Genomic DNA, 25,645 nt, shown 5'->3' with positions numbered 1-25,645 from the left:
CGAATTGTTAAAATTTAATACTTAGCTCTGCTCCTACACTTACGGGATAAGTATAATTGATAACAGAATTTGAATTTGGATTGTAATACCTGTTCCTTATGTTAAATACGTTGTAAGCATTCACAGACATCCTTATAAACTTGCTAATTTCTTTTGCAACTCTTATTGATAAATTTGCATAAACAAATGGTTGCGTTGTTTTGCTATTGGCCGAAGAACTTAAAGCGAGGTAATTGTAATCTGTATTATCCGGATTAAACTCAGAGATTTCATATCGTTTAAGTTGCCGGTCCAGATAAGCGATAGGCAGATAGCCCATTTTTAAAACCCGTTGTTGTTTTACCCAGAAAATATCAGCCAAAAAATTCACAACAAAACCCAGTTTAGGAATATGAGTTGTTGTTGTGAGCTTACTGCTAATTGAATAATCTTCTGTCCTAGCCGAAGGATAGACTCCAAACCAGGCTTTATAACTATTACTAATGTAATTGGCAGCGGCCTGTTGTATTGTTTCAGAAGCATTTTTCGACGAACTATAGGAAAAAGTAGTTGTCAAATTAAAACTGGTCTCTATTGTCTTGATTTTTTTTGTAGAGATAAACCATTCTGCCCCATAGTTGTTACTACTCAAACTATTGTTTGGAGTATAATAGGAAGCGATCCAATCTTTATATTCTCCATTAGGATAATACTCCGGCCGTTGTCCCTTATGATATACATAATTGAAAACCGGCGTTATGTACGTTCTGAAATTGGTTAGAGTTCCAAATCCATCACTGTTTTTTTTAAAATATGCAAAAAAAGAACTGCTGATAAAATCATCCTTATAACTTAATCCCACCTCTACCTGTGAGGACTTAGAAGGTTTTAAGTGGCTGTTATCCGGTACAATTTTATCAGTATATACAAGATACACGCTTTCAATTGTATAACCGTTATAGGCGTTGAGTACTGGAAGATCAAAATACACTGGTGCAGGATAGCGATGAGCCAGGGCTGGTGCTTTTGTAGAGGTTCCAAATGCTGCATTAATATTTATTCGGGAAGATATTCCATATTTTAAATTAACCCGGGGTTGGAAATCGCCCCTGTTGTTCTGCACATCATAGCGTAAACCTGCATTGACCTGAAGTTCTTTGTTTAGAACATTAAGCTTAAAATGATCTTCCACATACAGACCATAATTAAAAATAGAAGGCAAAGACTCATAGTCATAAGGTCTTTCATTTTGATATCCCTGATTGGCCCATCTGGGTTTTTCAGGGTCAACAATCACTCCTTGTCCATTATTTCCGGCATAATAAATATTAGACCCAACACTAAGCTGATGGATCAGTTTTCCAGTTCTTAATTCAGTATTTAAACTAAGATTTGAATTCAAATTAGAAGGTTTTCCAAGCAAGTGCTCGACCGCTGTATAAGAGCCGGGAATATAATACCCTTCATACAAACCAATAGTATCCTTATCTGCAATAGGTTTTGGTGCATTATTAATATAGCTTTGATTGTACGTTTCCTGATAACCTTTACTATAGCCAAAACTAAATGACAAGGATTTAAAAAATTCGTTTTCAAAACTTAGGGATGCCCGGTTGGAAACAGAAAAATTTCTTGATTTGGCATAGGTCATATACTCCCTTCCCACATCAGGATCTAATTTCACATCATCCAAACGTGTATTATAATCCAGTGAAACCGTATTCTTGAAATTTTTAAACAAGTAAGAACTCCACATTAAACCCGTACTGATCCTTTTATAAGACTTTATTGGATCACTTGGATCCTGTTCGCTAAATAGATAGTTTAAAGAAACATTAACCGCTCCGCTTTTCTTTCCTAAAATATATCCCTTGGATAAAGAAAAATTGGAGGAACCAGCATTGATTCTACTGCTGAACTGGTAAGCTGTTTTACCTGCCTGACGATTGATGATAATTGCACCATCTGTTAAATCTCCATATTTCGCAGGGGCAATTCCCGAAATAACTTCTATACTCTCAATGTTATCAGCAGGAATTTCCCTAAGATCTATTCCACCGAAAGTCACATCAAAGCCTCCGTAAGACCTGCTGTCCAAAAGAGATCCAGCCAGACCAAACTTGCCAACATTTCTGTTTTGCATATTTGCATTATTCGACAGCTGAATTTCATCCAAAATAATTGCTGTTCCTAAGGCATTATTAAGTGCATGAGCACCGGAGGCTTCACTTCTCAAAGTGATATTCCCTGGGTTTTGTAAGTTTGGTGGTGCTATTTTTTTTCCGGGGAGATTGTTAAGAATATCTCCAAGACTAAAAGCCTGAACCTGCTCTATAGCCTGTCTGTCGAACACAATCGAAGAATTGGAAGATTTTGCTTTACGAACCTCATTTACCTGTACCTCTTTTAAAGAAAAATTAAGGTCTGGTAATGAAAAGGTCAACTCTTGAAGTCCAGGTTTCAAAATGATTACTGTATCCAGTCCCTTTTTTCCTATCATTTTAACACTCAGGTCAAATGATTTAAACCTGGTAAGGTCTATATTCAGTTCAAAAATCCCATGGTCATTTGTATAACCAGTGAAAGAAAGTTCTTCAGACAGAACGGTCGCAAATTCAATGGGTTGGTTTTTTTTATCCACAACAAGGCCCCGGATTTTAAGACCAGTTCTGGATTGGGATTTTAAAATCAAGGGAGCGGAAACAAACAGGAAAAGTAATAACAGTAAAGGTTTCTTCAATTTAGACTAATTCTTAATTAGCCGCAAAGATGTAATTTAAACACTAAGTATCCAAATTATTTAGAACAATTCTACATAACTGTTTTGTTACCAATAGCATACTCCAAGATATAAACAACACGCTTTTATATGTTTAAACTTATTTTTTCTCCGGCAAAAGTTTTCAAATTAAAGCGTTTTCCACTCAGAATTTCCGCCTTCTTTCCATTCCGGTAAACCCTTACTTTTTGACCGGGCCACGGATTTTCAAGAATACAATTGCGTCCTTTTTCGCTGCTGATGTTTACATAGAGAATTTGCCCGTTTTTTAATTTACTGCTGATTGTAAAAGCTCCGTAAGCCCTGAGCTTTTCAAAACTTGCATCTTTGTTTTTATTCCAGTTCGGAAAGATCCGGATCAGTCCCTCATAACTTTGCAACAGCATTTCATTAATGGCTAAAGGGACCGCTGAAAGGGTTTCTATACCGCCCCCTTCGGCCGTAATCCATAAATTTGGATAAGATTGTTTTGCTATTCTGGCTTTCAGATATTTAATAATTTCATCTGCCGGATACCCTACCCTTACCGCCGCTGGAAAACAGGTTTCAATTCCATTTCCAAGTGTATTTCCCCAGTCCGCCGGGTCATTAATTTTATCTTTCCAATGCGCCACATCATTCAGCAGAATTTGATTAAACACCGGGTCTGTTACCGGTCCGCATACGCCCGATGGTAAAACAAGTCCGTGAATGGAAACCCGTGCCAAACCCATCACACCCTGATGCCATTCAGATGGACTTCTTTCCACACTTTTTAAGCTTTGTCTGCCCTGTATTACCCCAAGGGGGAAAGAGCTGATGTGGTCCCGAATATCCATCCACTTTGCCTGTCTCTGCCCATCCTTTTTTAGAAAAACGCTCATATCCACAAGACCTTTAAAAAGCATTTTAACCAGCCCAAGCGACAAAGTAGAATTGAAATCCCCGAGCTGGTTCCGCCACTGTCCTTTATTCCTTAAATTAGGCATCACTTCTCCGTAATGGTCCATATAGATCACGTACTTTCCGTTTTCAAGTTTCAGGTAATCTTCCCAAAAGTCGGCACATTCCAGCAGATACGGATAGACTTTTAAAGCATAATTTTGATCATAAGTACTATAAAACCGCATGAGCATATTGCTCACGCTAAAAACTGCATTGATTTTCTGGCCAAGAAACTTATATCCACCATCAATAGTATTTTCCCTGGTAGCATATCGCTTTTCCATTTCATCGGGGCTCAATGGCCATCTGGTGGTCACCAAACCTTTAGGTCCTATCCCAACCGGATAATAAATGCCCCGTATCCCCAACAATTCCCTCGCATGATTTTTCCCTTTTTCCATGTAATCGAGCAGGGGCTGGTCAAAATTGGCTGTCAGATCAATATGATTTGAGGAGTAGGCAGCCCAGTAAGGTGCCTGATAATTGTAATTCAAATGATAATCCCCTCCCCAGGCACTGGAATCCCTTGTGATAAAAGGACCCCATATACCAGGGGCAAATTTATCCCCGCGCGAACTGCAGGCAAATAAATACTGGGAAGCATAATAATATTTTTCCAGTAGAGTATCGCCTATTCTCACATTTGAAGCCTTCCAAAAGCTGGCCCACCAGTCCTGATGGGCCAGCTTCATCTTTATAATTTCAGGTGCATTGATCTGTTTTGCTTCTGCTATGGTCCTTTCCTTCCAGTCGGGACAATCCTGATTACTAAAAACAGTGAGGGCAAACACCTTTTTCTTTCCTGGATACAAAGTAATTTCACCGGAAAAATCAGTAACAGCAGGAATCGTTTTTAAGGCCATTGCTATGTGGGCTGGCCATTCCAGTAGGGGGCTGTGCTCAAAAGACCGGCTTACCCAGTATACCTCATCCGATTGACCGGCAGCCGTAACTGCAGTGTTCCCTTCAGCTGCCTTTAACTTCAGTTTTAAGCTGATCGGCTGATTCGTCTCCAGCTCAAACACAATTGTATTTTGCCTGGCTGTTACAAAGGCATTTAAATTCAATTTTAAATGCTCTTTTTTAAACACAGCTTCAATATCCGCTTTGTCCAAGTGCTGCTCTGCATAAAAAGTTCCCCCTTGCAGAGCAGGTATATCAAATTCCAGACTTCCCGGAAAAGCAATCCCTCCACCAGGGTATACCGGATAGGCACGCCAGAAATCGTTCTTTCCGATAAAAAAACGGATTTGATCTGCCGTTCCTCCCATGGTCAGTCCGATATCCCCATTGCCGGCCAGGGGGCCATCTGGTGTTTTTGCTGTAGGTACCTTTTGGGGTGGTTCTTTAAAAATAGCCTTATAACGCCCCGCATAAATTTCCTGTGCCATAAGTCCGTTTAAATTCAATAACAGAATTGCGATCATCATCAGTTTATACAAGGCATTCATTTCGGTTTATTTTAAATTTATAAATCTGGCGATATATCCTCCACCTTCTGCCAATTGCAGTTCCACCACATCAGATGAATTACATGCCTTACTGCTCAGGCTAACATCTGCACTATTTCCCTCAACATCCTTAACTTCCAAAGCTTTAAACTTTCCAGGTCCTAAAAAAGACAAGGGCACTCTAAATCCGGCAGGTTTTATTCCGTTCATCACTGCCAGAAACCAGGTATTTCCTTTTCTTCTGGCATATAAAGCTGCTTCTCCAATAGCAGAGCCCGGCAATACAATGGTTTCATCCCAGACAGATGGAATACTTTTAATCATTTCTACTGCGGGATTGGCTAAAAGATGCTCAGGACTTGCCGCATAAGTCAGCAAAGGGGCTGATAAAATAGCTGCACTAGCGATTTGGTGTGCCCAGCTCGTGTTTTTACGACGTTCCCCAAAATGAACAGGTGTATATTCTGCATGGCCTGCAATAAAACGGGTAAAAGGCAGGGTGACTTCATGGCTGGCCCGGTCAGCCAGTTTACTGGCTTCCATCCCTTTTACAGCTTCACGGGTCATCTCATTCGGCCAGGTCCTTTCCTGTCCTGTTGGTTTGTTTGCCCCATGAAAATCCACCATGAGCTTCAGCTCTGCCGTTTCTTTTAAAATATCCTGGTACAAATCCACAACCGCTTTGGCTTCATGGTCAAAAAAATCAATTTTCAGACCTGTAATGCCCAGGTCATGACAATGTTTAAAAAAAGACCTCCTTTTATTGGGATCCCTCAAGTTTTTAGAATGTTCCCATAACCAAATTCCCACATTTTTTGATCTGGAGTATTCAACCAGCGCCCTTAAATCCTGATCGGACCACTTATTCCAAAACCCTTCCAGGATATTGTGTTTGAAACCCAGTTCAGCTGCCATTCTCGAAAATTCTTTCATATTGGCCAGCGTGCCCTCCCCCCCATCATCCAGGTATTTCCACACCGCCGGGCCAGGTTTTATCCATTCGGTATAAATTCCATCCGGAAAGAGTTTAGGGTCGGGAGCAGGACATAAATTATGAACCATATCATTATTGACCAGTGCATTTAAGTCCTTTCCGATCATCAGTACCCGCCACGGTGTAGTCACTGTGCCCGATAGGACTGCAGGTTTTGATAATGCCAATGTATCTGCAGCGCTGTATCGCAATTTATAAGGATAAGAGGTTGGTTGGCTGGAAGGCAACCTCAATGTCATCCCTCTTTTCCCATCAGTTTGCAAAGCCATTCCTCCATAATTTTTCAGATTGGCTTCCGTAACAGAGAGGTAAAGCCCATCCTGGAGTTGCAAAGTAACTGCTGGTGCAGCCCATTCCCCTGCCTCGACCAGATCCATCTGTTTCTTTGCATAAAGGCCTTCATAGTGCATATACAAATCATGATACCAGGCTACAGTTCCTTTAGGAAAGGTAAATACGGTACTTTCATCTGGGGTCCTCCAAACATTTTTCTCTCCAGGGACCACTAAACGAAAAGCAGCTCCATGATCAAATACCCTTACCTCTAAAGTATATCGTTCTTTTCCTTTGATCAGTTCTATTTTTGCCCCTCTAAACTCATTCTGTGCAACAGCATGAACCCCGTACCATGGATAACTTTCCTTAAGTTCATAACCTTCTATTTTGCCAAAAATCATTCCCTTACCGAGCTCCGATTCATCTAGGGACATCCGGATGGCTGAAGGCTCAACGACTGGTTTCCCCATATAGCTTATAGAATAATTCAGCTGTCCTTCTTCAATAAAAACCCTGAAACTTACATTTTTATCCGGACTTTGGATCAGCTGCCCACCAGCAGCAAAAGTTCTTACTGCTGGCATCAGCAGCAGTAAGAACAACAAGTTTAATTTAATCATCCTTTTAAAAATTTAAAATCCCTGATTTTGTGTCCAGACCCCTTTCATAATATCCATCTGGCTTAACGGAATTGGAAAAAGGAAGGATTTAAACTTTCTCTTGGTGCCTTTTCCATCATAAGGTACCAGAGGCAATACCTGATCGGCAATTTTCCACCGGATCAGATCATTATAACGCAGTCCTTCAAAGGCAAGTTCCACCCTTCGCTCATTTCTGATGATCTCCCTGGTCAGTGCCGCTTTAGGTGGCATATTTACCCCTTGCCTCGCCCGGACATCATTTAAGGCTTTCAATGCCCTGGGATCACCCCCCTGACCGCTTTCAAACATAGCCTCCGCATACATCAGCAACAAATCTGCATAACGGATTTTCACCATGTGCTGATCGCTTAAGGTTGCGCCCGAAGCATTATTTATAGCTGTATTGACCCATTTTCGAAAAGCCATATTGGTATAGGGTATTTGTCCTTCAGCAGTGCTTCCGGTTTGTTTAAAGCCTCCCGGATTATAAGCCCAGGGATCACCAGCCTCAAATAAAGTCATCTTTCGCCTTGGATCGCCAGTCTCATAGGCATTCCTAAGCTCAACAGTAGGAAACACAGCCATCCTGCCGCCAACCACCTGATCTAAAGAATGATAGTCATCTGGTGCTTTAAACTGCACAGAAAACATGATTTCTTTGTTGTTCGCCTGATCCCCAAAAAAAATGCCGGCATAATTTGAAGAAAGACGAAAAGGGTTGGCGCCATCCCCGATCAAGGTCCAGGCTGCATCCGCAGCTTCCGGATAACGCTGATTGTTCAACAAGACCCTTGTTTTTAAGGCAATAGCAGAACCTTTTACTGCCCTGCCATCCGAATAGGCTGTTGCCGGCAAATAAGAAATGGCCAGGTCCAGATCTTTCAGGATCTGCGCCACCACATCTGCTTTTGCAGATCGTGGTGTTTGCATAAAATCACCATCCAGTTTAGCAGGTTTCAGAATTATTGGAAGGTCACCGTACAATTGTGCCAGATCATTGTAATAATAGGATCTTAGAAATAAAGCCTCTCCCTTCATTCTGTTGCGTGTACTTTCAGCCATTGCCGGTACGCGGTCAATATTGTCCAGAAAATAATTACAGTAGGCGATACCCTGAAAACCAAAGGTAAAAGATTTGCTCACAATACCTGTTGTCGCCGAATTGTGGTCACCACGCATCACCACATCAAAAGATTCATAGTTTGAAGTATTTGAAGCATTATCGGACAAAGCCTCCCAAAACAGGAAATTACCACTTTGGCCTGGCCCATTGGAAAATATAGGTTCTTTCATTTTATAATAACAAGCAATCAGGGCCTTATTGGCCTCTCCTTCGGTTTTCCAAAAATTCCCCGAATTAGGGTTGGAAAGTGGGTCTTTATCTAAAACTTTTTTACAAGAAACCAGCAACATACCGGTAATCAGTATAAAAGCGATTTGAATATATGTTTTCATCTGTTTATATGGTTAAAGGGTCACTTTGACACCAAATGAATAAATTTTTGCCTGAGGATAAATGGCTGCACGTCCGCTTGCCGAAGCCCGTTCCGGATCGCTTCCCTTGAAGAAATCTGTAAAAGTCAACAGGTTATCTCCGGAAACATACAGTCGAAGTGCACGGATTTTGGCTTTACTGGTCCATTTGGATGGAAAATTATAGCCAAACTGAAGGTTCTTTAGCCTCAGGTAAGAAGCGTTCTGTAGCCACCAGGTTGACACCTGTGTATTGGGGGCATAATTTTCATTAAAAATATGCGGAATTGTATTGGAAGTACCTTCTCCGTCCCATGCATTTTCCCATAAGGTAGGGGGCGGCCCGGCCTGTCTGAAGGGTGCAATTCCCCATTCTTTCACATAAATCTTTCTGCCCTGCACACCCTGGAAAAAGAAACTCAGGTCAAAATTTTTATAGTCCGCACTAAAACTCAGCCCATAGTTAAACTTTGGAAAAGCACCATCCACCACTACCCGGTCATCGGTCGTGATCTTGCCGTCCGGTACACCGTTCGGGCCGCTGACATCCTTGTATTTCATATCACCGGGCTTTGGTTTCACCAGCGGTACAGGACCGTTGTCAATTTCCGATTGGTTTTGATAAATCCCATCAAAAACATACATATAATAAGAATTATAAGGTAAGCCTTCCTGTCTGATAAAGCCATTGCCACTGTCGATTTCCCTGGAACCAAACTTCATCACTTTATTTTTATAGGTTTCAAAATTCCCCATCACTTTGAAATGAAAATCGTTGATCTTGTTTTCATAACCCAGGGAAATTTCCAATCCTGTATTTTTCATTTCACCCAGGTTCACTGTAGGGCCGGAAATGCCAATAAAATCAGGTACCTGTAAAGTCCTTAAAATGTTCGTGGTGTATTTCGAGTACCAGTCAATAGAGCCAAAAACAGACGACTTAAACAAACTGAAATCCAAACCAATATCTGTTACCGTTGTCGTCTCCCAGGTGATGTTCCGGTTGATCAGGTCGGTCTGAGTAACCCCTTGCTGCAAGGAACCACCAATATTGTACAACAATGGATTAAGTACTTCCTGATAAGGATAAGGCATGGATTCTCCCCCTAGACTTCGGTTTATGTTTTGATTTCCCACTTGCCCCCAGGAAAACCTCAGTTTAAGGTTATCCACCCACTTGACCGACTTCATAAAATCTTCCTGTGACATTCTCCAACCAGCGGAAGCCGAAGGGAAAAATCCCCATTTGTTACCCGAAGGAAAACGTGAAGAACCGTCGTAACGGAAATTTCCTTCCAGCAGGTATTTTTCTTTATAATTGTAATTTACCCTTCCAAACAAAGACTGCAAAGCCCATTCATAGGCATAGCCATCTGCCAGTTGTCCTCCGGGAGAATAAGCACCCAGTTCAAGCAGGTCATCTGATGGTGCATTCCTTTTAAAACCTTGCAAACGATCGTATCGGAAAGTTTCCTGGCTCAAACCCATCAAAGCAGAAAAATTATGGACATCGGCAAAGGTTTTATTGTAATTCAGCGTTCCAAATACGGTATACTGCACGTCCTTTTCATTGCGGACAGTGAGGTTGTTTTCTCCCACAGTTCCGTTCCATTGCGTGTTGTACAAATACTGTCCATTGGCATCTGGTAAAAACATATAACCCGGAATACCAACAACATGCACTTTGGTTTGCCGGTCGTTATATTTGATGGCGGTTTTAATTTCCCCCTTTAATCCTGGAAGAATATCGACATCCAAAAATGCAGAAGCCAGTGTATAATAATTCTGAATATACCTGCCTCCATTTTCTGCGGTGGCCACGGGATTTTTATTGCCGCCTTCCTGTATATAGGCCTTGGCAGAATATCTTCCACTACCATCCGGCAAATAAGGACTAAAGGTCGGATGCGCAGCCAGGGCACTTAAAATCTGATCTTCAGTGGAATTGCCATCAAAGTTATTGTTCAGGGCAGTTTCGTTCCTGTTTCCCTTGGAAAAAGCAATATTGGTCCCAAAAGTAACTTTATTGTTCAGACTGGTTTTAAAATTGAACTGGGCATCATATCTTTTGTAACCGGTAGCAATTAAAATACCGTCCTGATTAAGATAGCCAGCCCCAAAATTATAAGTTGTTCCCTCTTTGCCCCCATTTACGCTCAGGTAATGCTGCTGCATGGGCGCTGTCCTGAAAATTGCATTCATCCAGTCATAACTCGGGTACTGTGCCGGATTTGTAATGGCCCCCTGACGGTACTCTTCAATTTGAGCAGCTGTGTACAATTGATTGGCATTGGTTCCGGTATAATTGATGGCCTTGTTCAGCAACTCCATAAATTGGACCGAATTGGTAATCCTTTCATAAACAGAAGTAGCGCGCTGGCTTCCAAAATTATAACTGTAATCAATATTCAGCCTGCCAGCTTTACCGGATTTAGTAGTCACCAGAATCACACCATTAGCCGCTCTTGAACCATAAATCGCCGCAGAGGCAGCATCCTTAAGTACAGATACATTTTCAATCTGGTTGGGGTTCACATTGTCCAGACTGCCCTCTACACCATCAATCAGAATGAGCGGGTTTGTTGATGCACCGCTAAAGGTTCCAAGGCCCCTGATCTGTATGCTTGCACTTTCTGCGCCCGGTTGTCCGGAATTCTGTACCACCTGTACCCCAGGCATCCTTCCCTGAAGTAAAGATGTGGTATTGGGGGCCTGCCTGGTGGTCAGTTCTGTACCACTTACAGCAGCAACTGCACCGGTAAGGTTGATTTTTTTTTGTGTACCATACCCAACCACCACAACTTCAGTAAGGGCTTTGTTTTCCTCTTTGAGAACAACATTAATGGTACTTCTGTTCTGTACAGGAATTTCCTGTGCTTCAAATCCTATAAAGCTAAAAACGAGTATGCCGTTTCCATCTGGAATTTTTAATGCATAATTTCCATTCGGGTCTGTCATGGCCCCGATATTGGTGCCTTTAATTTTGACACTCACGCCAGGTAAAGGACCGTTCTTTTCATCGGTCACCTTTCCCTTAAGTTCTAATTGCTGTAGTTCAAGTGTGGATTTAGTCAGTTTTGACTCTTCTTTTTCTCGAACGACCACAGTCTTCTCTTTCAGTATATAAGTAAAAGGCTGATCGGAAAAACAACGTTTTAAAACTTCTTCCAGTGTTTCATTAGTTACATAAAGATCAACCTTCTTTGCCCTTTTCAAATCTTCGATGTCATAAAAGAAATCATAACCGCTTTGTTTTCTGATTTCTCTGAATACCTGTTCCAAACTGGCATTCTTTTTTGAAATGGTAATGCGTTGTGCTTTACTTGCCTGGGCAAGCTGCAGAAAGGCTGTGATCAATAAAATTACTGTAAATTTCATTATCAACAGAAATTTGTGTAGCAAGCCGGGCGGCCTGCATACCGATTGTTTACAAAAGTTCATACATTTGGTTAGTTGGGTTTAGACGAAATTAATTAGCTGAGGATAAGCCCAATGATCTTAACCGGGAGTGGTTCGAAGCGCTTCCGGTTTTTTAGTGGCTTAGCATCTGGCTAAGGATCCTGAATTATTGCTCTTGTTGTCATGTCGCTTGGTTTATTTTGGTTATTATTTAATTTCAATGACGGACGATAATTTTTCGCCCTTCAATTTTAAAATGGACTTTACCTGTGGATTCCATAATGCGGAGTACAGCAGAAATATTTTTTTCCCTGGAAACATAGCCTCCGAAATGCAGAGGTTCAAAATGCCCTTCGTAGGTAATTTCTACATCGTACCATCTGGACAATTCCCGCATTATGCTTTGAAGTTCTTCTCCTTCAAAAATAAAATCCCCGTTTTTCCAGGCCAGCGCAGACTCCAGATCAGCAACAGAGACGGTTAACTGACCAGAAGTCAATACAGACTGTTCTCCGGGCTTCAGTATTTTTGAGCGCTCTTGACCGTTCTTGAGCATGGCAGACACCCGAACAGCTCCTTCCATTAACGTTGTTTTAACTTCCTGTTCATCTGTATAACTGTTCAGGTTAAAATGCGTTCCCAGAACTTCGACCTGCTGACTGGCCGTCTTTACCACAAAAGGATGCGCTTTATCTTTGTAAACTTCAAAATAGGCCTCTCCTTTCAATTCAACCAGGCGTTTTCCGTTGGAAAAACGCAAAGGATAAAGCAGAGAAGAAGCCGAATTCAGCCAAACTTTTGTCCCATCAGGAAGATTGACCTGATACTGGCCTCCTTTAGGGGTTTCTATTAAATTGTGCTGGTCGGAAGTCCCTGCATTACCCGATACCGTATAAACCAGTTTTCCTTCGGCAGTTTTGGTGATGGTCAAGCCTGACTCCTTTAGGGCTGTACCGGGAGTTACGTCTGTCAGGGAAACTTTTTTTCCACTGGCCAGGGTTAAAAATGCTTTATTACCACCAGGGGCAATGTCACCTGCCAAAGACGCGGACTTTAAACGATCCTCATTTCTGCGCCCGGTAGGATAAAAAACAAACAGTAACGCTGCAATCAGGACAACCGCTGCTGCGATGAGCCTATACCAAAGTTTAAAAGACCTGCCTTTACTGCTGGATCCTGCAAGCGCGCGCCATACTTCCTTTTTCGTTTCTTCAATTCCTTCAGAAGAATGATCCGGAGCCCCCGGACCGCCCAAACTCAGGTACCAGCTCTCTACAATAGCTTTCTCCTGTTCTGTACACTGACCTAAGTTGTATTTGTCCAGTAATTCTCCGGGATCCTTCATTCTACTATTTTTCCACTAAGACAGAATGAAGGGGGCATTGGGGGTACGCCGTTCAAAAAATATTTTGGTTCCTTTATCTGCGCGTAAAGAATGTCTTACAAACGCAGTAAAGAAATCAATCCAATTATAAAGCCGAGCTTGGGCCTTAAAATTTTAATCGCTCTTTTTACCTGTGTTTTGACCGTCAGTTCAGATAATTTGAGTTTAGACGCAATCTCTTTATGAGAAAGAAATTCCTTTCGGCTCAGGATAAAAATTTCTGCCATTTTTGAAGGAAGAGCAGCAATTTCATGTTCAATTTTTCTTTTTAACTCCCTTTCCCTGATGTAAAAGTCTGTTTCATATTTTTCCAGCTCCATAAATTGCCCCAGTGAGTTCACATATTTACGACGCACCTTTTCATGAGCCAGAAGATTGAGTATCTTATTGCGAAGGGTAGCATACAGATAAGAAGATAAGCTTCCTGTTAAAAAAATATTTTCGCGTTTTGTCCAAAGCATTTCAAACAGCTCTTGTACCATGTCCTTTGCTTCCTCTTGATTGCGAAGCATTTTTAGTGCATGTACAAAAAGAATCCCATAAAACCGTTCAAAAATTTCGGCATAGGCATCATGGTTGCCGTCTTTTAAAAAGGCAAACAGCTCTTCATCTGTACATACGCTGTATTTCAATATTTTTTTAAATTAGCCTGGTACTAAAACTATGGATATTTTCAACGATTACTAAATAATTCAGCGCAAACGTTTTAGAAAAACAAGTATTTCATTGTGTTCAATAAATTCAATTATTTACTGACAACTTGTTATCTATTATTAACTTTGGCTCAAGGTTTGATGATCAGAATTGTTAAAAAAGGATCTTGATCAGTTCATTGAAAATACCAGAGCTTATGATTCCTTCGTTAAGACAAAGAATAAAAAATACAAACAACAAATACGATCTCTGTTAAATGGAGAATACCGAGAATTCCCCCGTACTGAATGAAGAGGTAAAAACACCAGGAAAACTATCCAGGATGTTTTTAACCATATATGATGTAAACAGGTTTATCATGCGCTTTTTCAAAGAAGGATTTCTTCCTCCTTATGAAGGAAAGGAGCTGTTGAGACAATGCTATGAAATCGGTTACCGTTCTGCTTTACTGATCTCCACAACAGGCTTTATTACAGGTGTGGTATTCACCAAACAGTCGCGGCCATCCCTTTCTGAATTTGGTGCAACTTCCTGGCTGCCCTCTCTGGTGGGCATCGCATTACTCAGGACCCTTGCTCCTTTGTTAACGGGTTTAATAGCTGCGGGTAAAGTGGGTTCCAGTATTGGGGCAGAACTTGGTTCCATGCGTGTGACCGAACAAATTGATGCCATGGAGGTCTCTGCCACAAATCCATTTAAATTTCTGGTGTCAACCCGTGTACTTGCAGCAACCATTACCATGCCCATTCTGACCTTTTATACGGCGCTGGTTGGCTTACTGGGCTCTCTTTTAAATGTATCGATGAGTGAAGGCACCAGTGCAAAAGCCTTTTTTCAATATTCATTAGAACAAATTACTTTCCTTGACATCACCGCTTCTACCATTAAAGCCATTTTGTTTGGCTTTACCATCGGGATGGTGGGCTGTTATCAGGGCTATAATTCTTCCAAAGGAACCGAAGGTGTGGGTAAAGCAGCCAATTCAGCTGTGGTCATTGCTATGTTTCTGATTTTTATTGAAGAAGTTGTTTCTGTCCAATTCTTTAGTTTATTTAGAGCCTGATCGTCCTATGGAACAAAAACCAGTTACAGACTTCCGGAATGAAAAGGTTATTGAAATCCATGGATTAAATAAATCTTTTGGAAATTTTCACGTCCTTAAAGGGGTTGACCTTGACCTGTACCGGGGCGAGAACCTGGTGGTACTTGGGAAATCAGGTACAGGGAAATCTGTATTGATTAAAATCATTATTGGTCTGCTCAGGCCCGACCGAGGAGACGTCAAAGTTCTCAATAAAGTTGTAGACGAAATTTCCTATAAAGAATTATTGGAACTCCGCTTAAAAGTTGGTTTTTCTTTCCAGAACAGTGCGCTCTACGACAGTATGACGGTCCGCCAAAACCTGGAATTTCCCCTGGTTCGCAACCGCAAAAACCTGTCAAGGGCAGACATCAATAAAGCCGTCGAAAGTACGCTGGATGCCGTAGGTTTATTGCATGCCATCAATCAGATGCCTTCGGAACTTTCAGGAGGACAGAGAAAAAGGATCGGCATTGCCCGTACCCTTATTTTACAACCGGAAATTATGCTGTATGATGAGCCTACTGCCGGTTTAGATCCAATCACCTGTATTGAAATCAATAAACTAATCAATGAAGTACAGGAACGTTTTCACACCAGTTCAATCGTAATCACCCATGACCTGACCTGCGCAAAAGCGGTCGGTAACCGGGTCGCCATGTTACTCGATGGGCAATTCCAGCGCCAAGGGACTTTTGAAGATGTGTTTAATACCAATGATGACAGGGTAAAACCATTTTATGAATATAATTTTATACAATAAATAATATGCAATTAACGGACAATCGGCGACAAATAACGGTCGGAGTTTTTCTTCTTGTGGGACTACTGATCTTTATTGTCGGAATTTTTACGCTGGGGAGCCAAAGAAAGACTTTTATCAAGAGCATTACTTTAAATGTAGTCTTTAATGATATACAAGGCTTGAAAACGGGCAATAATGTATGGTTTTCCGGTGTGAAGATCGGGACCATCAAAAAAATACAGTTTTATGGCACTTCACAGGTGCAGGTATTTGTGAACATTGAGGAAGAAGCCCATAAATACATTCACAAAGATGCGGCCGCCAGCATCAGTTCCGATGGACTGATCGGGAACAAAATCATTGTGATTACCGGCGGCAGCCCAAAATTTCCTTTCATTGAGGATGGGGATAAGCTGCGTGTCAACACCACCTTGTCAACAGACGATATTATGAAAACCTTCCAGGTGAACAACAAAAACCTGGTTGAGATTACAACAGATTTTAAAAGCCTGGCCAAAGGACTGGTAGAAGGAAAAGGTACAGCAGGTGCCCTGCTTACGGATCAAAAGGTTGCAGAAAATTTCAAAGCAATTGTTGAAAATCTGAAAACCACGACCGCTTCAGCAAATAAAATGGCCATTCAAATGGATCAGTTTTCTAAAAAAATGAATACTAAAGGCGGTCTTGCAGACAAACTGTTAACAGATACTGCTGTTTTTGCAAAAATACAGGCTTCTGTAAGCGAATTGCAAAAAACAGCAAAGGCTGCTGCAGTGATGACAGAAAACCTGAACACGGCTTCGGGCAAGCTGAATCAAAAGGACAATGCTGTTGGTTTATTACTGAACGATCCTAAAACAGCAGATCAGGTGAAAGCCATTATGACCAATCTGGAGACCAGTACCAAAAAACTGGATGAAGACCTGGAAGCCTTGCAAAGTAATTTCCTTTTCAGGGGCTTTTTCAAAAAAAGGGCAAAAGAAACCGCAGCGAAAGAAGCAGCGGCTAAAAAACAAGGCAATTAGAAAAAAATGGCTGCAACAGGCTTAATCAGCAATGACATTAATGAGTTCTATTCCAAGACTTCTGAAGAAAACAGGCTTAGTTTGGGGCTGGGTCCTCTGGAATATGAAAGAAATACAGAACTGATTTCCCGCTATCTGAGTAAAGATAAAAAAGACCTCATTGCCGATGTTGGCGGAGGCCCGGGCATTTATGCAGAGTGGCTGGCAAAAATGGGGCATCTGGTTCATCTGGTTGATCCGGTTGCCAAGCACATTAAACAGGCAAAAGTCAGGGCATCTAAATTAAAGAAGCCTTTTTTCCCGGTTTTGGGAGAATCCAGGAAACTGGATATGGAAGATCAGTCGATGGACCTGGTGATTTTACATGGCCCTTTGTATCATTTACAGGCAGAGCAAGACAGGATTCTTTCCATAAAAGAAGCGCTCCGGGTTTTAAAACCTGGCGGGATTCTTTTGGGTTTTGCAATCAATTATACCGCCTCAACCATAGCGGGATTGCTCAACGGCATGCTCCATGAAAACAGCTTTTATCAAATGTGTAAACAAGAACTCAGCACAGGGATCCACCATCCCCCCGCCAATTGGCCAGGCCTGCTTCCGGAAGCTTTTTTCCATAGGCCGGACCAGCTTAAAGCAGAGTTTGAAAGTTCCGGTTTGAAAGACCTGCAATTGCTTGCTGTGGAAGGTATGATCTGGCTGGACAGCAAATATTTTGAAACCAGGTCCAACCCGGCCAAAAAGGAAGCGCTAATGGACCTGCTCAGACTAACAGAAAGTGATCCTTCCATTTTATCCCTGAGCCCTCATATGATGATTTCAGGAAAGAAATAAAAAAAGGCGGTTCTAATGAACCGCCTTTTTTTTTTATATGGTATTTGTCTTTATTTCTTTTTGGCTGTTTTAGCAGCAGGTACATCTTTTCTGAGCTCCAGCTCGTTAATGATATTTTTGGCACCGCCCAATACATCAATACACCAAAGCACATAACGAACATCCACGCAGATTGTTCTTTTGAATTTTTTATCAAAAGCAATATCTCCGCTCATCGCTTCCCAATTGCCATCAAATGCCAAACCGATCAGCTCTCCGTTTCCATTGATCACTGGGGAACCTGAATTACCACCAGTAATGTCGTTATTGGTAATAAAACCTACGGTTAAAGTCCCATTGTTTCCGTACTGACCATAATTCTTTTTCTTGTAGTTCTCTATCAGGTTCAATGGAAGGTCAAACTCCCCGTCTCCGGGAATATATTTTTGCATTATACCTTCAATTGTTGTCGTGGTATTATAGGTTATACCATCCTTAGGGGAGTAATCCTGAACATTTCCATAAGATAAGCGCATGGTAGAATTGGCATCGGGATACATCAGTTTACCTGCGTTTTTCTCCAGGATACCTTTCAGGTATAAATGATCCAGTTCTGCTTTTTTACTTTCAAAGTCAGCAACCACAGAACCAAAATTATTTTTAATATATTCTGCAGGAACCAGGTTTAAGGCATATTTATAAGCCGGATCATTTTTCACTGCATCGGCCGATGGATTAGAAGCTATAAATGCCTTCAGTTTTTCAGGCCTGATAAAATTACTGTTTTCCCACAGGTAATCTGCAAATTTAGCAAAGGTTGTTTCCGGATTTCCTGTCCAGTATTTTTCTGCAATCTCTGCATAAAACTTCGGCTGGGATTTAACAGGAACGTCCTGGTAAAAGGCAGAGAGGATGCTTGCAAAAATCTTTTTATCTGCATTTTCATTATAGGTGGAAGCATAGGTATCCAGGCTTTTGGCTAATCTGGCCTGAACCTGCTGCACATAAGCCGCATCGTCCTTTTTTTGCTGTAAATTAATTAAAGCATTGCCTGTAGTCTGTGTATTGCGCACAAATCCAGATGCTAAAAAGCCTTCATTGATATAAGCCCTCTGCACTGCAATAGGCTCCATTGTTTTATAGATCTGGTCGTATTGTTCCATTAAACCAGCAAACTCCGTTTTCTGGGCAGCCCATGCTGTAAAAGCTTTTTCCTCCACTCTTTTGGAATCAGATACCTTTAGTTTTTTTAATTGTTCGGTCTGTCCGATGTAGTACTTCCAGTAGTTGGCTATGTTTGCGTATTCAGAAGACAATTTTAAACGCGTTTCCACACTTTTATCCATCTCCTGTTTCCATGCTTTCAAACGGATGTCACGAAGTTTTACAATGGTAGGGTTTACTTTTTCAGTTGCCAGATCCACACCATAAGAAGTCAGGTACCTGTCGGTACGGCCCGGATAACCATATACGATAGAGAAATCTCCATTTTTCACGCCCTTAATGGACACAGGCAGGAATTTTTTTGGCGCATAAGGGGTATTGGATACATCATATTTGGCTGGCTGATTTCCTTTACCGGCATATACCCTGAATACAGAGAAATCCCCGGTTTGACGAGGCCATTCCCAGTTATCTGTATCGCCACCAAATTTACCAATATTCTGAGGGGGTGCCCCTACCAGACGAATGTCATCGAAGCGCTCGTAAACAAATAAAATAAACTGATTGGATTTATAAAAATCTTTTACATTGGCTTCAATTGTAGGACCAGTTACCGCAGCTTTGGAAATTGCAGCAAAGGCCTCATTCATTTTAGCTGTTTTTTCTGCACCGCTAAAACCTTTAGTGGCTTCATTTACCTTGGCCGTAACATCTTCCATTCTTTGAAGAAAACGCACAAACAAACCACTGATTGGTTTTTCTTCACCGTAGTTTTTTGCATAAAAACCATTGTCCAGAATATTGTTCTGAGCTGTTGAGTTAGAAGCAATCGCATCATAACCACAATGATGGTTGGTAAAAATCAAACCTTTATCAGATACAATTTCTCCCGTACAAAATCCACCAAAATGAACAATTGCATCCTTTAAACTGGAACCATTTGCATTGTAAAGATCTTGTGCAGTGAGTTTAAAACCCTGTTTTTTCATTTGCTCATAGTTTTTACCAATGAGCATAGGGATCCACATCCCTTCATCTGCCTTTACTGAACCTGCAAACGACAAAGTCATCGCCAGCAGCAACAGATAAACCACTTTCTTCATATTTATAAATTTGTTTTTTTTGTCATGCAGCCATGCGGCTTTTTGACTGATCAATAAGTTATAGTTAGGGCGAAGTTAATAAGATTTCAGCCGCTTTTATAAAAGCAACTGCATAAAAAATCCTGTGCCACCAGGGCACAGGATCAAAAATAAACCGGAACCAAAAAAATTATTCAGCAACTTTTGCCTTAAGCATGCTTTTCCTGTATGCCCAGTAAAAAACAATCGGAAAAATAAAAAGGTTAAATATGGTATCTGAAATTAATCCTCCAATAACAACTGTTGCCAGTGGTTTGGAGGTCTCCGAACCAATACCTGTAGACATGGCCGCAGGAAGTAGACCAATTGCCGCCATCATGGCTGTCATAATCACCGGACGGATCCGGCTTTCCACGCCCATACGCAAGGCATCCATAAAAGTCCATTCAGGATGGTGCAGTTTCATTTCGTTCATATTCGATTTGAATTTGGTGATCAGGATGACCCCGTTTTGCACGCAGATCCCAAACAACGCAATAAAACCAATACCCGAAGAAATACTAAAATTGATTCCCGTAATCATCAGGGCAAATATTCCGCCGATAATCGCAAAGGGTACATTGTTCAGCACCAGTAAAGAATCCTTTATGGTCCCGAAAAGAATAAACAGAATAAAGAAAATAATCAGGATACTGATCGGAACCACCTGGGCAAGCCTTGCCGTTGCCCGCTCCTGGTTCTCGAAATCTCCAGCCCACTCCATTTTATAACCTTTAGGCAGTTTAATCGCCGCATTCACTTTATCCTGGGCTTCTTTAATGGTACTTCCCATATCCCTACCCCTTACAGAAAACTTAATTGCCCCATAACGTTTATGCTTATCACGATAAATCATACTTGGCCCTATTTTCCGGCTGATGTCAGCAATTTCTCTTAGCGGAACCTTATTGCCCGACAAAGTAGGTACCCTCAGGTCTCCGATAGACGCGGCATCATTTCTAAAGCTTTCCGGGTAACGGATCCTAAGGTCAAACTTGCGTTCCCCTTCGTAAATCTGTGTTGCCGCCTTACCTCCTATCGCGGTTTCAATAACCGCATTGGCATCGGCCGTGGTCACTCCATAAAGGGCCATCTTTTCCTGGTTCAGGTTAATCTGAAGTTCGGGCTGTCCCAGGTTTCTCATGATCCCAAGATCCTCTATACCCCTTACATCCTTCATGATCTTGAAAATCTTTTCCTCTTCACCTTCAATATATTTCAGATCGTCCCCAAAAAGTTTCAGTACAATGGAACCTTTCACCCCCGATACCGCTTCTTCCACATTGTCCGAAATCGGTTGGGAGAAATTCAGGTCTATTCCCGGAAAGTACTTCAGCCTTTGCTGCATTCTCTGGATCAGATAAGCCTTTGTTTCTTTTCTTTTCCACTGATCCTGTGGATACAGGTCCACATGAAATTCTATATTGTAAAAGCCTGTCGCATCTGTTCCGTCATCCGGTCTTCCTGTTTGGGAAATCACTTGTTTAACTTCTTCAAAACCCAGGAATATTTTTCGCATGTCATTGGCCAGTTTTACCGATTCATCCAGCGAGGTGCTCAGAGGGCCAGTTGCCCGGACATAAATAGAGCCTTCATTTAACTGGGGTAAAAATTCTGTTCCAAGAAACCTGAAGCAGAACAAACCAATAACTAAAACCGCTATAGCAATGGGAAAAGCGACTTTTCTTCTTTTAAAACACAAACCAAAAATGCGCATGGCATTACGGGTCAGCCAGGCCACAAAGAAATTGTGTTTTTCCCTCACATTCTTTTTGAGCAGAACACTTGCCATTACCGGTACCAGGGTAAAGGTCAGGATCAAAGCGCCCAAAAGGGCAAAACCTAAAGTCCAGGCCAGAGGAGAAAACATTTTACCTTCTACCTTTTCAAAGCTGAAGATGGGCAGCAAGCCCGTTATAATAATCAGTTTCGCGAAAAAGATCCCTTTTCCATTAACCATACAGGCCTCTTTGATCATACCCAGCTTGCTCAGCTTATTGAAACGCTCCATGCCAACCTTTTTCGCCCGATGGTCAAGCACCACAAAAATACCCTCCATCATCACTACCGCACCGTCTATAATGATCCCAAAGTCAATCGCCCCCATCGAGAGTAAGTTTGCGGACATTCCTTTCAGTTTCAAACAAATAAAGGCAAAGAGCAGGGCCAAAGGGATCACTACAGCTACAATAACTGTTGTCCGCCAGTCAGCCATAAACAAAAACACAATCAGGGTTACAAAAATGATCCCTTCCATCATGTTGTGCATCACCGTGTGCGTCGCAAAATTAACCAGGTCTTCCCTGTCGTAAAAGGTATTGATTTTTACCCCGTCAGGGAGAATGCTGCTGTTGAGCTCTTCAATTTTTACTTTCAGGTTTTTAATCACTTCACTCGGGTTCTCTCCTTTGCGCATCACCACAATACCTTCCACTACATCCGGGTCCATGTCCCTGCCCACCTGACCCAGGGCCGGCAAGTTAGATTCTGTCACCTCTGCTACGTTTTTAACATATACCGGAGTGCCTTTAATGTTATCCACAATGATGTTTTTGATTTCATCAATATTGTTTAACAAACCTATTCCCCTTACCACGTAGGCTTGTCCGCTTTGCTGGATCACATCCCCGCCAACATTGATGTTACTTTTGGATACAGCCTCAAACATTTCCAGGGGCGTCACTCCATACTGAACAGCTTTCTGAGGGTCAATTGTAATCTGATAAGCTTTGGTTTGGCCTCCAAAACTATTGACGTCGGCCACACCCGGCACCGAACGGATTTCTCTTTCCACAACCCATTCCTCTAAGGTTTTGAGTTCACGGACAGACTTTTTATTACTGCTTAATGTGAAACGAAAAATCTCACCCGTCGGTCCGTATGGAGGTTGAATCCCTGGTTTCACCCCATCCGGAAGATCTGCATCAGCAATATGGTTATTGATTTGCATCCTGGCAAATGCATTGTCCACATCGTCATCAAAGGTAACTTTCACCACAGACAAGCCAAATAAAGAGGAAGAGCGGATAGAGGATTTCTTTTCCGTTGGGTTCATGGCAATTTCCAGAGGCCTGGTAACGAATTTTTCTACCTCTTCCGCACTCCTCCCCGGCCATTGTGTGATGATGGTAACAGAAGTATTGGTGACGTCCGGAAAAGCATCAATACTAATTTTTTTAAAACTAATGTATCCTCCTACCAGCAGCAGAAAGGTCATGAAGAATATAAAGAACTTATTCCTGAGCGAAAAATCCAGTATATTTTTAATTACTTTGTTCATCGTAATATATTTTAAATGGATTGATCTTTAGTTTTTTAAGGATTCATAAAGAAAAAGCTGACGGGAAGCAATCAACTGGTCACCAGGTTTTACCCCGCTGCTGATGTAAGCCGTATCTTCTATTCTTTTGGCCACAGTAACTGGCTGAATTCGCACGTGGGCCTTTCCATCTCTGATCAGGACATAGTTCTTGTCATTGTCAAATACCAACGCCCTGGTATTGATGGCTGGCATATCCTCTCCTGAACTTGCACTGATCATCACTTTGGCAAACATCTGGGGTTTTAGTAAATGACCCGGATTATCAATTTTAACCCTGGCACGCATGACCTTATTCTCCGGGTCAATCATGCTGTAAACCTTATCTATTTTACCGGTAAACACTTTATCCGGATAAGAAAGGGTGGTAATTTTTACAGGATAGCCAGTCTGTACTTTAGAGATGTCGGACTCGTATATGTTCACCAGAACAAAAACTGTGGATAAATCTGCAATGGTAAACAGGTTCTGACTATTGTCGGCCCGCACCTGCATATTGTCTGTAAGGTTTTTTTCCACCACATAACCGCCAATTGGTGCTTTGATCTCATAACCACGGCCGTTGCTCTTATTGATAGACATCACTGAACCTGCCCTTTTACTTTCAGCAGCAGCTTTTTGGTAATCGGATTTGGCTTGTTCCAGGTCTTTTCCTGAAGCCAGTCCGCTTTGGTACATGTCTTGTGTAGACTGCAATATTCTTTTGGTATTCCTCAGATCTGCCTGGGAAGCAATCAGGTCTTTGGTAAAGCCGGCAATTTCCACACTACGCATAGAAGCCAGGGTCTGGCCCTTAGCCACCACATCTCCCAGTTGGACATGCACATCCTGGGTGATACCACTCACCAAAGGGAATATCTTAACCATTTTATTTTCATCCGGCGCAACAATTCCGGTTAAGGAAATTTCCGATACCGCATTGTTTTCTTTAACCGTATCAATAGCCAGCTCATTCAAAAGCTTTTCAGTGACCCTGAATTTTTCATCTTTGGCATTCTCTGCAGCTTCATTTCTGGTGCAGCCCTGCAGCATGCCTGCTGTGATCATAAAGGCCACCATGGCCAGAACTGATCCTTTATATCTGTTGTACATACCTGTAGTTTGTTATTGATTAAAAAATGGGGTGCCGGTCACAAAATTGAGCTGTTCAAGTGAGTTGATCCTGTTCAGCTGCAATTGATTAAGCTGCAGTGTATTGGTTTTATAAGAATCGTAGAAATCCAGAAACTCCAGCAGGCTGATGTTCCTTTTTTCGTAGTTTTTGGAAACTTCTTCAATCAGGTGTGTAAAATCACCTTTAAATTTAGGGTCAAAACTATTGTACAGTTTCTCCAGTCTGAAAGCACTCTGATAAGAATTGTCCAGATCACTTTCAATCTGATCCTGCTGTTGCTGCAAGCCGGTTTTACTGCTTTCAATAGCAATTTTTGCCTGTTTAATGGCCCCCTGGTTCCGGTTAAACAGCGGAAGTGGGATACTGATGCCCAGACCATTATAATTGCGCACAAAACTGCCCTGTTTGTCATAGGTCAGCGATACGTTTACATCCGGAATGGCCATTGCCTTTTGCAACCTAAGGTTCAAATTGCTATAATCCACGGCAAGACGAGCCGATTTCAAGTCATAACGATTGGTATTTGCGGCTTCTAGCAATTTAGCATAAGGAGTTGCTGTCAGCACACTTTTGCCATCCAGTTTAAATTCAAACTGTGGTCTGACATCCATTTTCGGATCTGCCCGGATCAACAATTTAAATTCGCTCTGCACATCATCAATGGCATCCCGGAGTTCATTCAGCTCTGCCTGCAGGGAATACAATTGAGACTGTATCCTTAACACCTCTTTTTGCGCGATATTTCCTTTAAGATATTGTTGCTGAAAAACCGTTAAGGTTTTGGATAAAGAATTGATTTCCTGCTGATAAACCTTTGCCGATTGTTCCTGATAATAAATCTTGTAGAAATCACTGCGCAGGGTATAACGGAGTGTTCGCATCAGGTCAAAAAAACCGTATTCCGCTTCCTGGACATTTAATTTGGCCAGCTGGATATTTTTATTTCTTTTTCCGGCGGTCTGGAACAACTGCGCGATACTCCCTCCAAACTGCCCTCCGTCATGACTCATGTCAAAAAACTTCTTGGTCTGCGGATTGTAAAGGATGTTTTCAATGCTGAACTGGGGGTTGTCAAACAGCTTCGCTGTAATTACAGCAGCCTTTGCATTGTCAATATTGTACTGGCTGGCCAGCAAGCTTAAATTCTTTTTCAGAAAAAGTTCCTCGGCCTGCTGAAGATTAAGTTCGAGCGCGTCCCGGTGATCCTCCTGGGCCATAACTCCTTTAAAGGAAACAAGGCCTAAAATGCAGGATAAAAAAAGCGCCCTAAAAATTTTGAGGTACATAACTTTATAATTAATAAACAAAGCTA

Annotated in this window: 15 protein-coding genes; 4 read left to right on the top strand and 11 right to left on the bottom strand. The window is 41.7% G+C overall.

What is annotated here, in order from left to right; genetic code table 11:
• Positions 1 to 7 precede the first annotated feature (7 nt).
• The 7 genes from B0O44_RS18855 to B0O44_RS18825 all read right to left on the bottom strand — a co-directional run bounded on the left by B0O44_RS18855 (position 8) and on the right by B0O44_RS18825 (position 13,932).
• A complete protein-coding gene (locus tag B0O44_RS18855) occupies positions 8 to 2,671 on the bottom strand; it encodes a TonB-dependent receptor (protein ID WP_262512050.1) in 2,664 nt (887 codons plus the stop codon).
• Between the two features lie 173 nt (positions 2,672 to 2,844).
• The gene (locus B0O44_RS18850; protein ID WP_110833657.1) at positions 2,845 to 5,133 is read right to left on the bottom strand and encodes a glycosyl hydrolase family 95 catalytic domain-containing protein; all 2,289 of its coding nucleotides are present in this window, start codon (positions 5,131 to 5,133) and stop codon (positions 2,845 to 2,847) included.
• A gap of 6 nt (positions 5,134 to 5,139) precedes the next feature.
• Entirely contained in the window at positions 5,140 to 7,023 is a 1,884-nt protein-coding gene (locus B0O44_RS18845; RefSeq protein ID WP_110833656.1) for a glycoside hydrolase family 97 protein, read from the bottom strand.
• Positions 7,024 to 7,035: 12 nt separating this feature from the next.
• Positions 7,036 to 8,499 carry a RagB/SusD family nutrient uptake outer membrane protein gene (locus tag B0O44_RS18840; protein ID WP_110833655.1) on the bottom strand — a complete coding sequence of 488 codons (1,464 nt, stop codon included), beginning with the start codon at positions 8,497 to 8,499 and terminating at the stop codon, positions 7,036 to 7,038.
• A 12-nt stretch (positions 8,500 to 8,511) separates the two neighbouring features.
• A complete protein-coding gene (locus B0O44_RS18835) occupies positions 8,512 to 11,895 on the bottom strand; it encodes a TonB-dependent receptor (RefSeq protein ID WP_110833654.1) in 3,384 nt (1,127 codons plus the stop codon).
• A gap of 238 nt (positions 11,896 to 12,133) precedes the next feature.
• Positions 12,134 to 13,261, bottom strand: a complete 1,128-nt coding sequence (locus B0O44_RS18830; RefSeq protein ID WP_110833653.1) for a FecR family protein — start codon at positions 13,259 to 13,261, stop codon at positions 12,134 to 12,136.
• A 95-nt stretch (positions 13,262 to 13,356) separates the two neighbouring features.
• On the bottom strand, positions 13,357 to 13,932 hold the full coding sequence (locus B0O44_RS18825; RefSeq protein ID WP_245943715.1) for an RNA polymerase sigma factor: 576 nt from the start codon (positions 13,930 to 13,932) through the stop codon (positions 13,357 to 13,359).
• A gap of 278 nt (positions 13,933 to 14,210) precedes the next feature.
• On the opposite strand from B0O44_RS18825, the gene B0O44_RS18820 reads away from it, so the two are divergent.
• Genes B0O44_RS18820 through B0O44_RS18805 form a run of 4 tightly spaced genes read left to right on the top strand, consistent with a single transcriptional unit; the run spans position 14,211 to position 17,636 of the window.
• Positions 14,211 to 15,017: an MlaE family ABC transporter permease gene (locus B0O44_RS18820; protein ID WP_110833651.1), complete on the top strand. Its 807-nt coding sequence runs from the start codon at positions 14,211 to 14,213 to the stop codon at positions 15,015 to 15,017.
• Positions 15,018 to 15,024: 7 nt separating this feature from the next.
• Positions 15,025 to 15,798 (top strand): ABC transporter ATP-binding protein, encoded by a 774-nt coding sequence (locus tag B0O44_RS18815; protein ID WP_110833650.1) that lies wholly within the window; start codon positions 15,025 to 15,027, stop codon positions 15,796 to 15,798.
• Positions 15,799 to 15,803: 5 nt separating this feature from the next.
• Entirely contained in the window at positions 15,804 to 16,805 is a 1,002-nt protein-coding gene (locus B0O44_RS18810) for an MlaD family protein (protein ID WP_110833649.1), read from the top strand.
• 6 nt (positions 16,806 to 16,811) lie between these two features.
• Entirely contained in the window at positions 16,812 to 17,636 is an 825-nt protein-coding gene (locus tag B0O44_RS18805; RefSeq protein ID WP_110833648.1) for a class I SAM-dependent methyltransferase, read from the top strand.
• 50 nt (positions 17,637 to 17,686) lie between these two features.
• Here the strand turns inward: B0O44_RS18805 and B0O44_RS18800 are convergent, their stop codons facing one another.
• The 4 genes from B0O44_RS18800 to B0O44_RS18785 all read right to left on the bottom strand — a co-directional run bounded on the left by B0O44_RS18800 (position 17,687) and on the right by B0O44_RS18785 (position 25,619).
• Positions 17,687 to 19,882: a S46 family peptidase gene (locus tag B0O44_RS18800; protein WP_110833791.1), complete on the bottom strand. Its 2,196-nt coding sequence runs from the start codon at positions 19,880 to 19,882 to the stop codon at positions 17,687 to 17,689.
• Between the two features lie 169 nt (positions 19,883 to 20,051).
• Entirely contained in the window at positions 20,052 to 23,180 is a 3,129-nt protein-coding gene (locus tag B0O44_RS18795) for an efflux RND transporter permease subunit (RefSeq protein WP_110833647.1), read from the bottom strand.
• 27 nt (positions 23,181 to 23,207) lie between these two features.
• Entirely contained in the window at positions 23,208 to 24,311 is a 1,104-nt protein-coding gene (locus tag B0O44_RS18790) for an efflux RND transporter periplasmic adaptor subunit (protein WP_245943710.1), read from the bottom strand.
• Positions 24,312 to 24,323: 12 nt separating this feature from the next.
• Complete coding sequence (locus B0O44_RS18785; RefSeq protein ID WP_110833646.1) at positions 24,324 to 25,619, bottom strand: TolC family protein; 1,296 nt, start codon at positions 25,617 to 25,619, stop codon at positions 24,324 to 24,326.
• Between the last annotated feature and the right edge of the window lie 26 nt (positions 25,620 to 25,645).

The organism is Pedobacter nutrimenti (assembly GCF_003208655.1).
Taxonomy (GTDB): Bacteria; Bacteroidota; Bacteroidia; order Sphingobacteriales; family Sphingobacteriaceae; genus Pedobacter; species Pedobacter nutrimenti.
The sequence above is the reverse complement of the archived record's forward strand: the minus strand, read 5'-3'. Positions and strand labels throughout refer to the sequence as shown.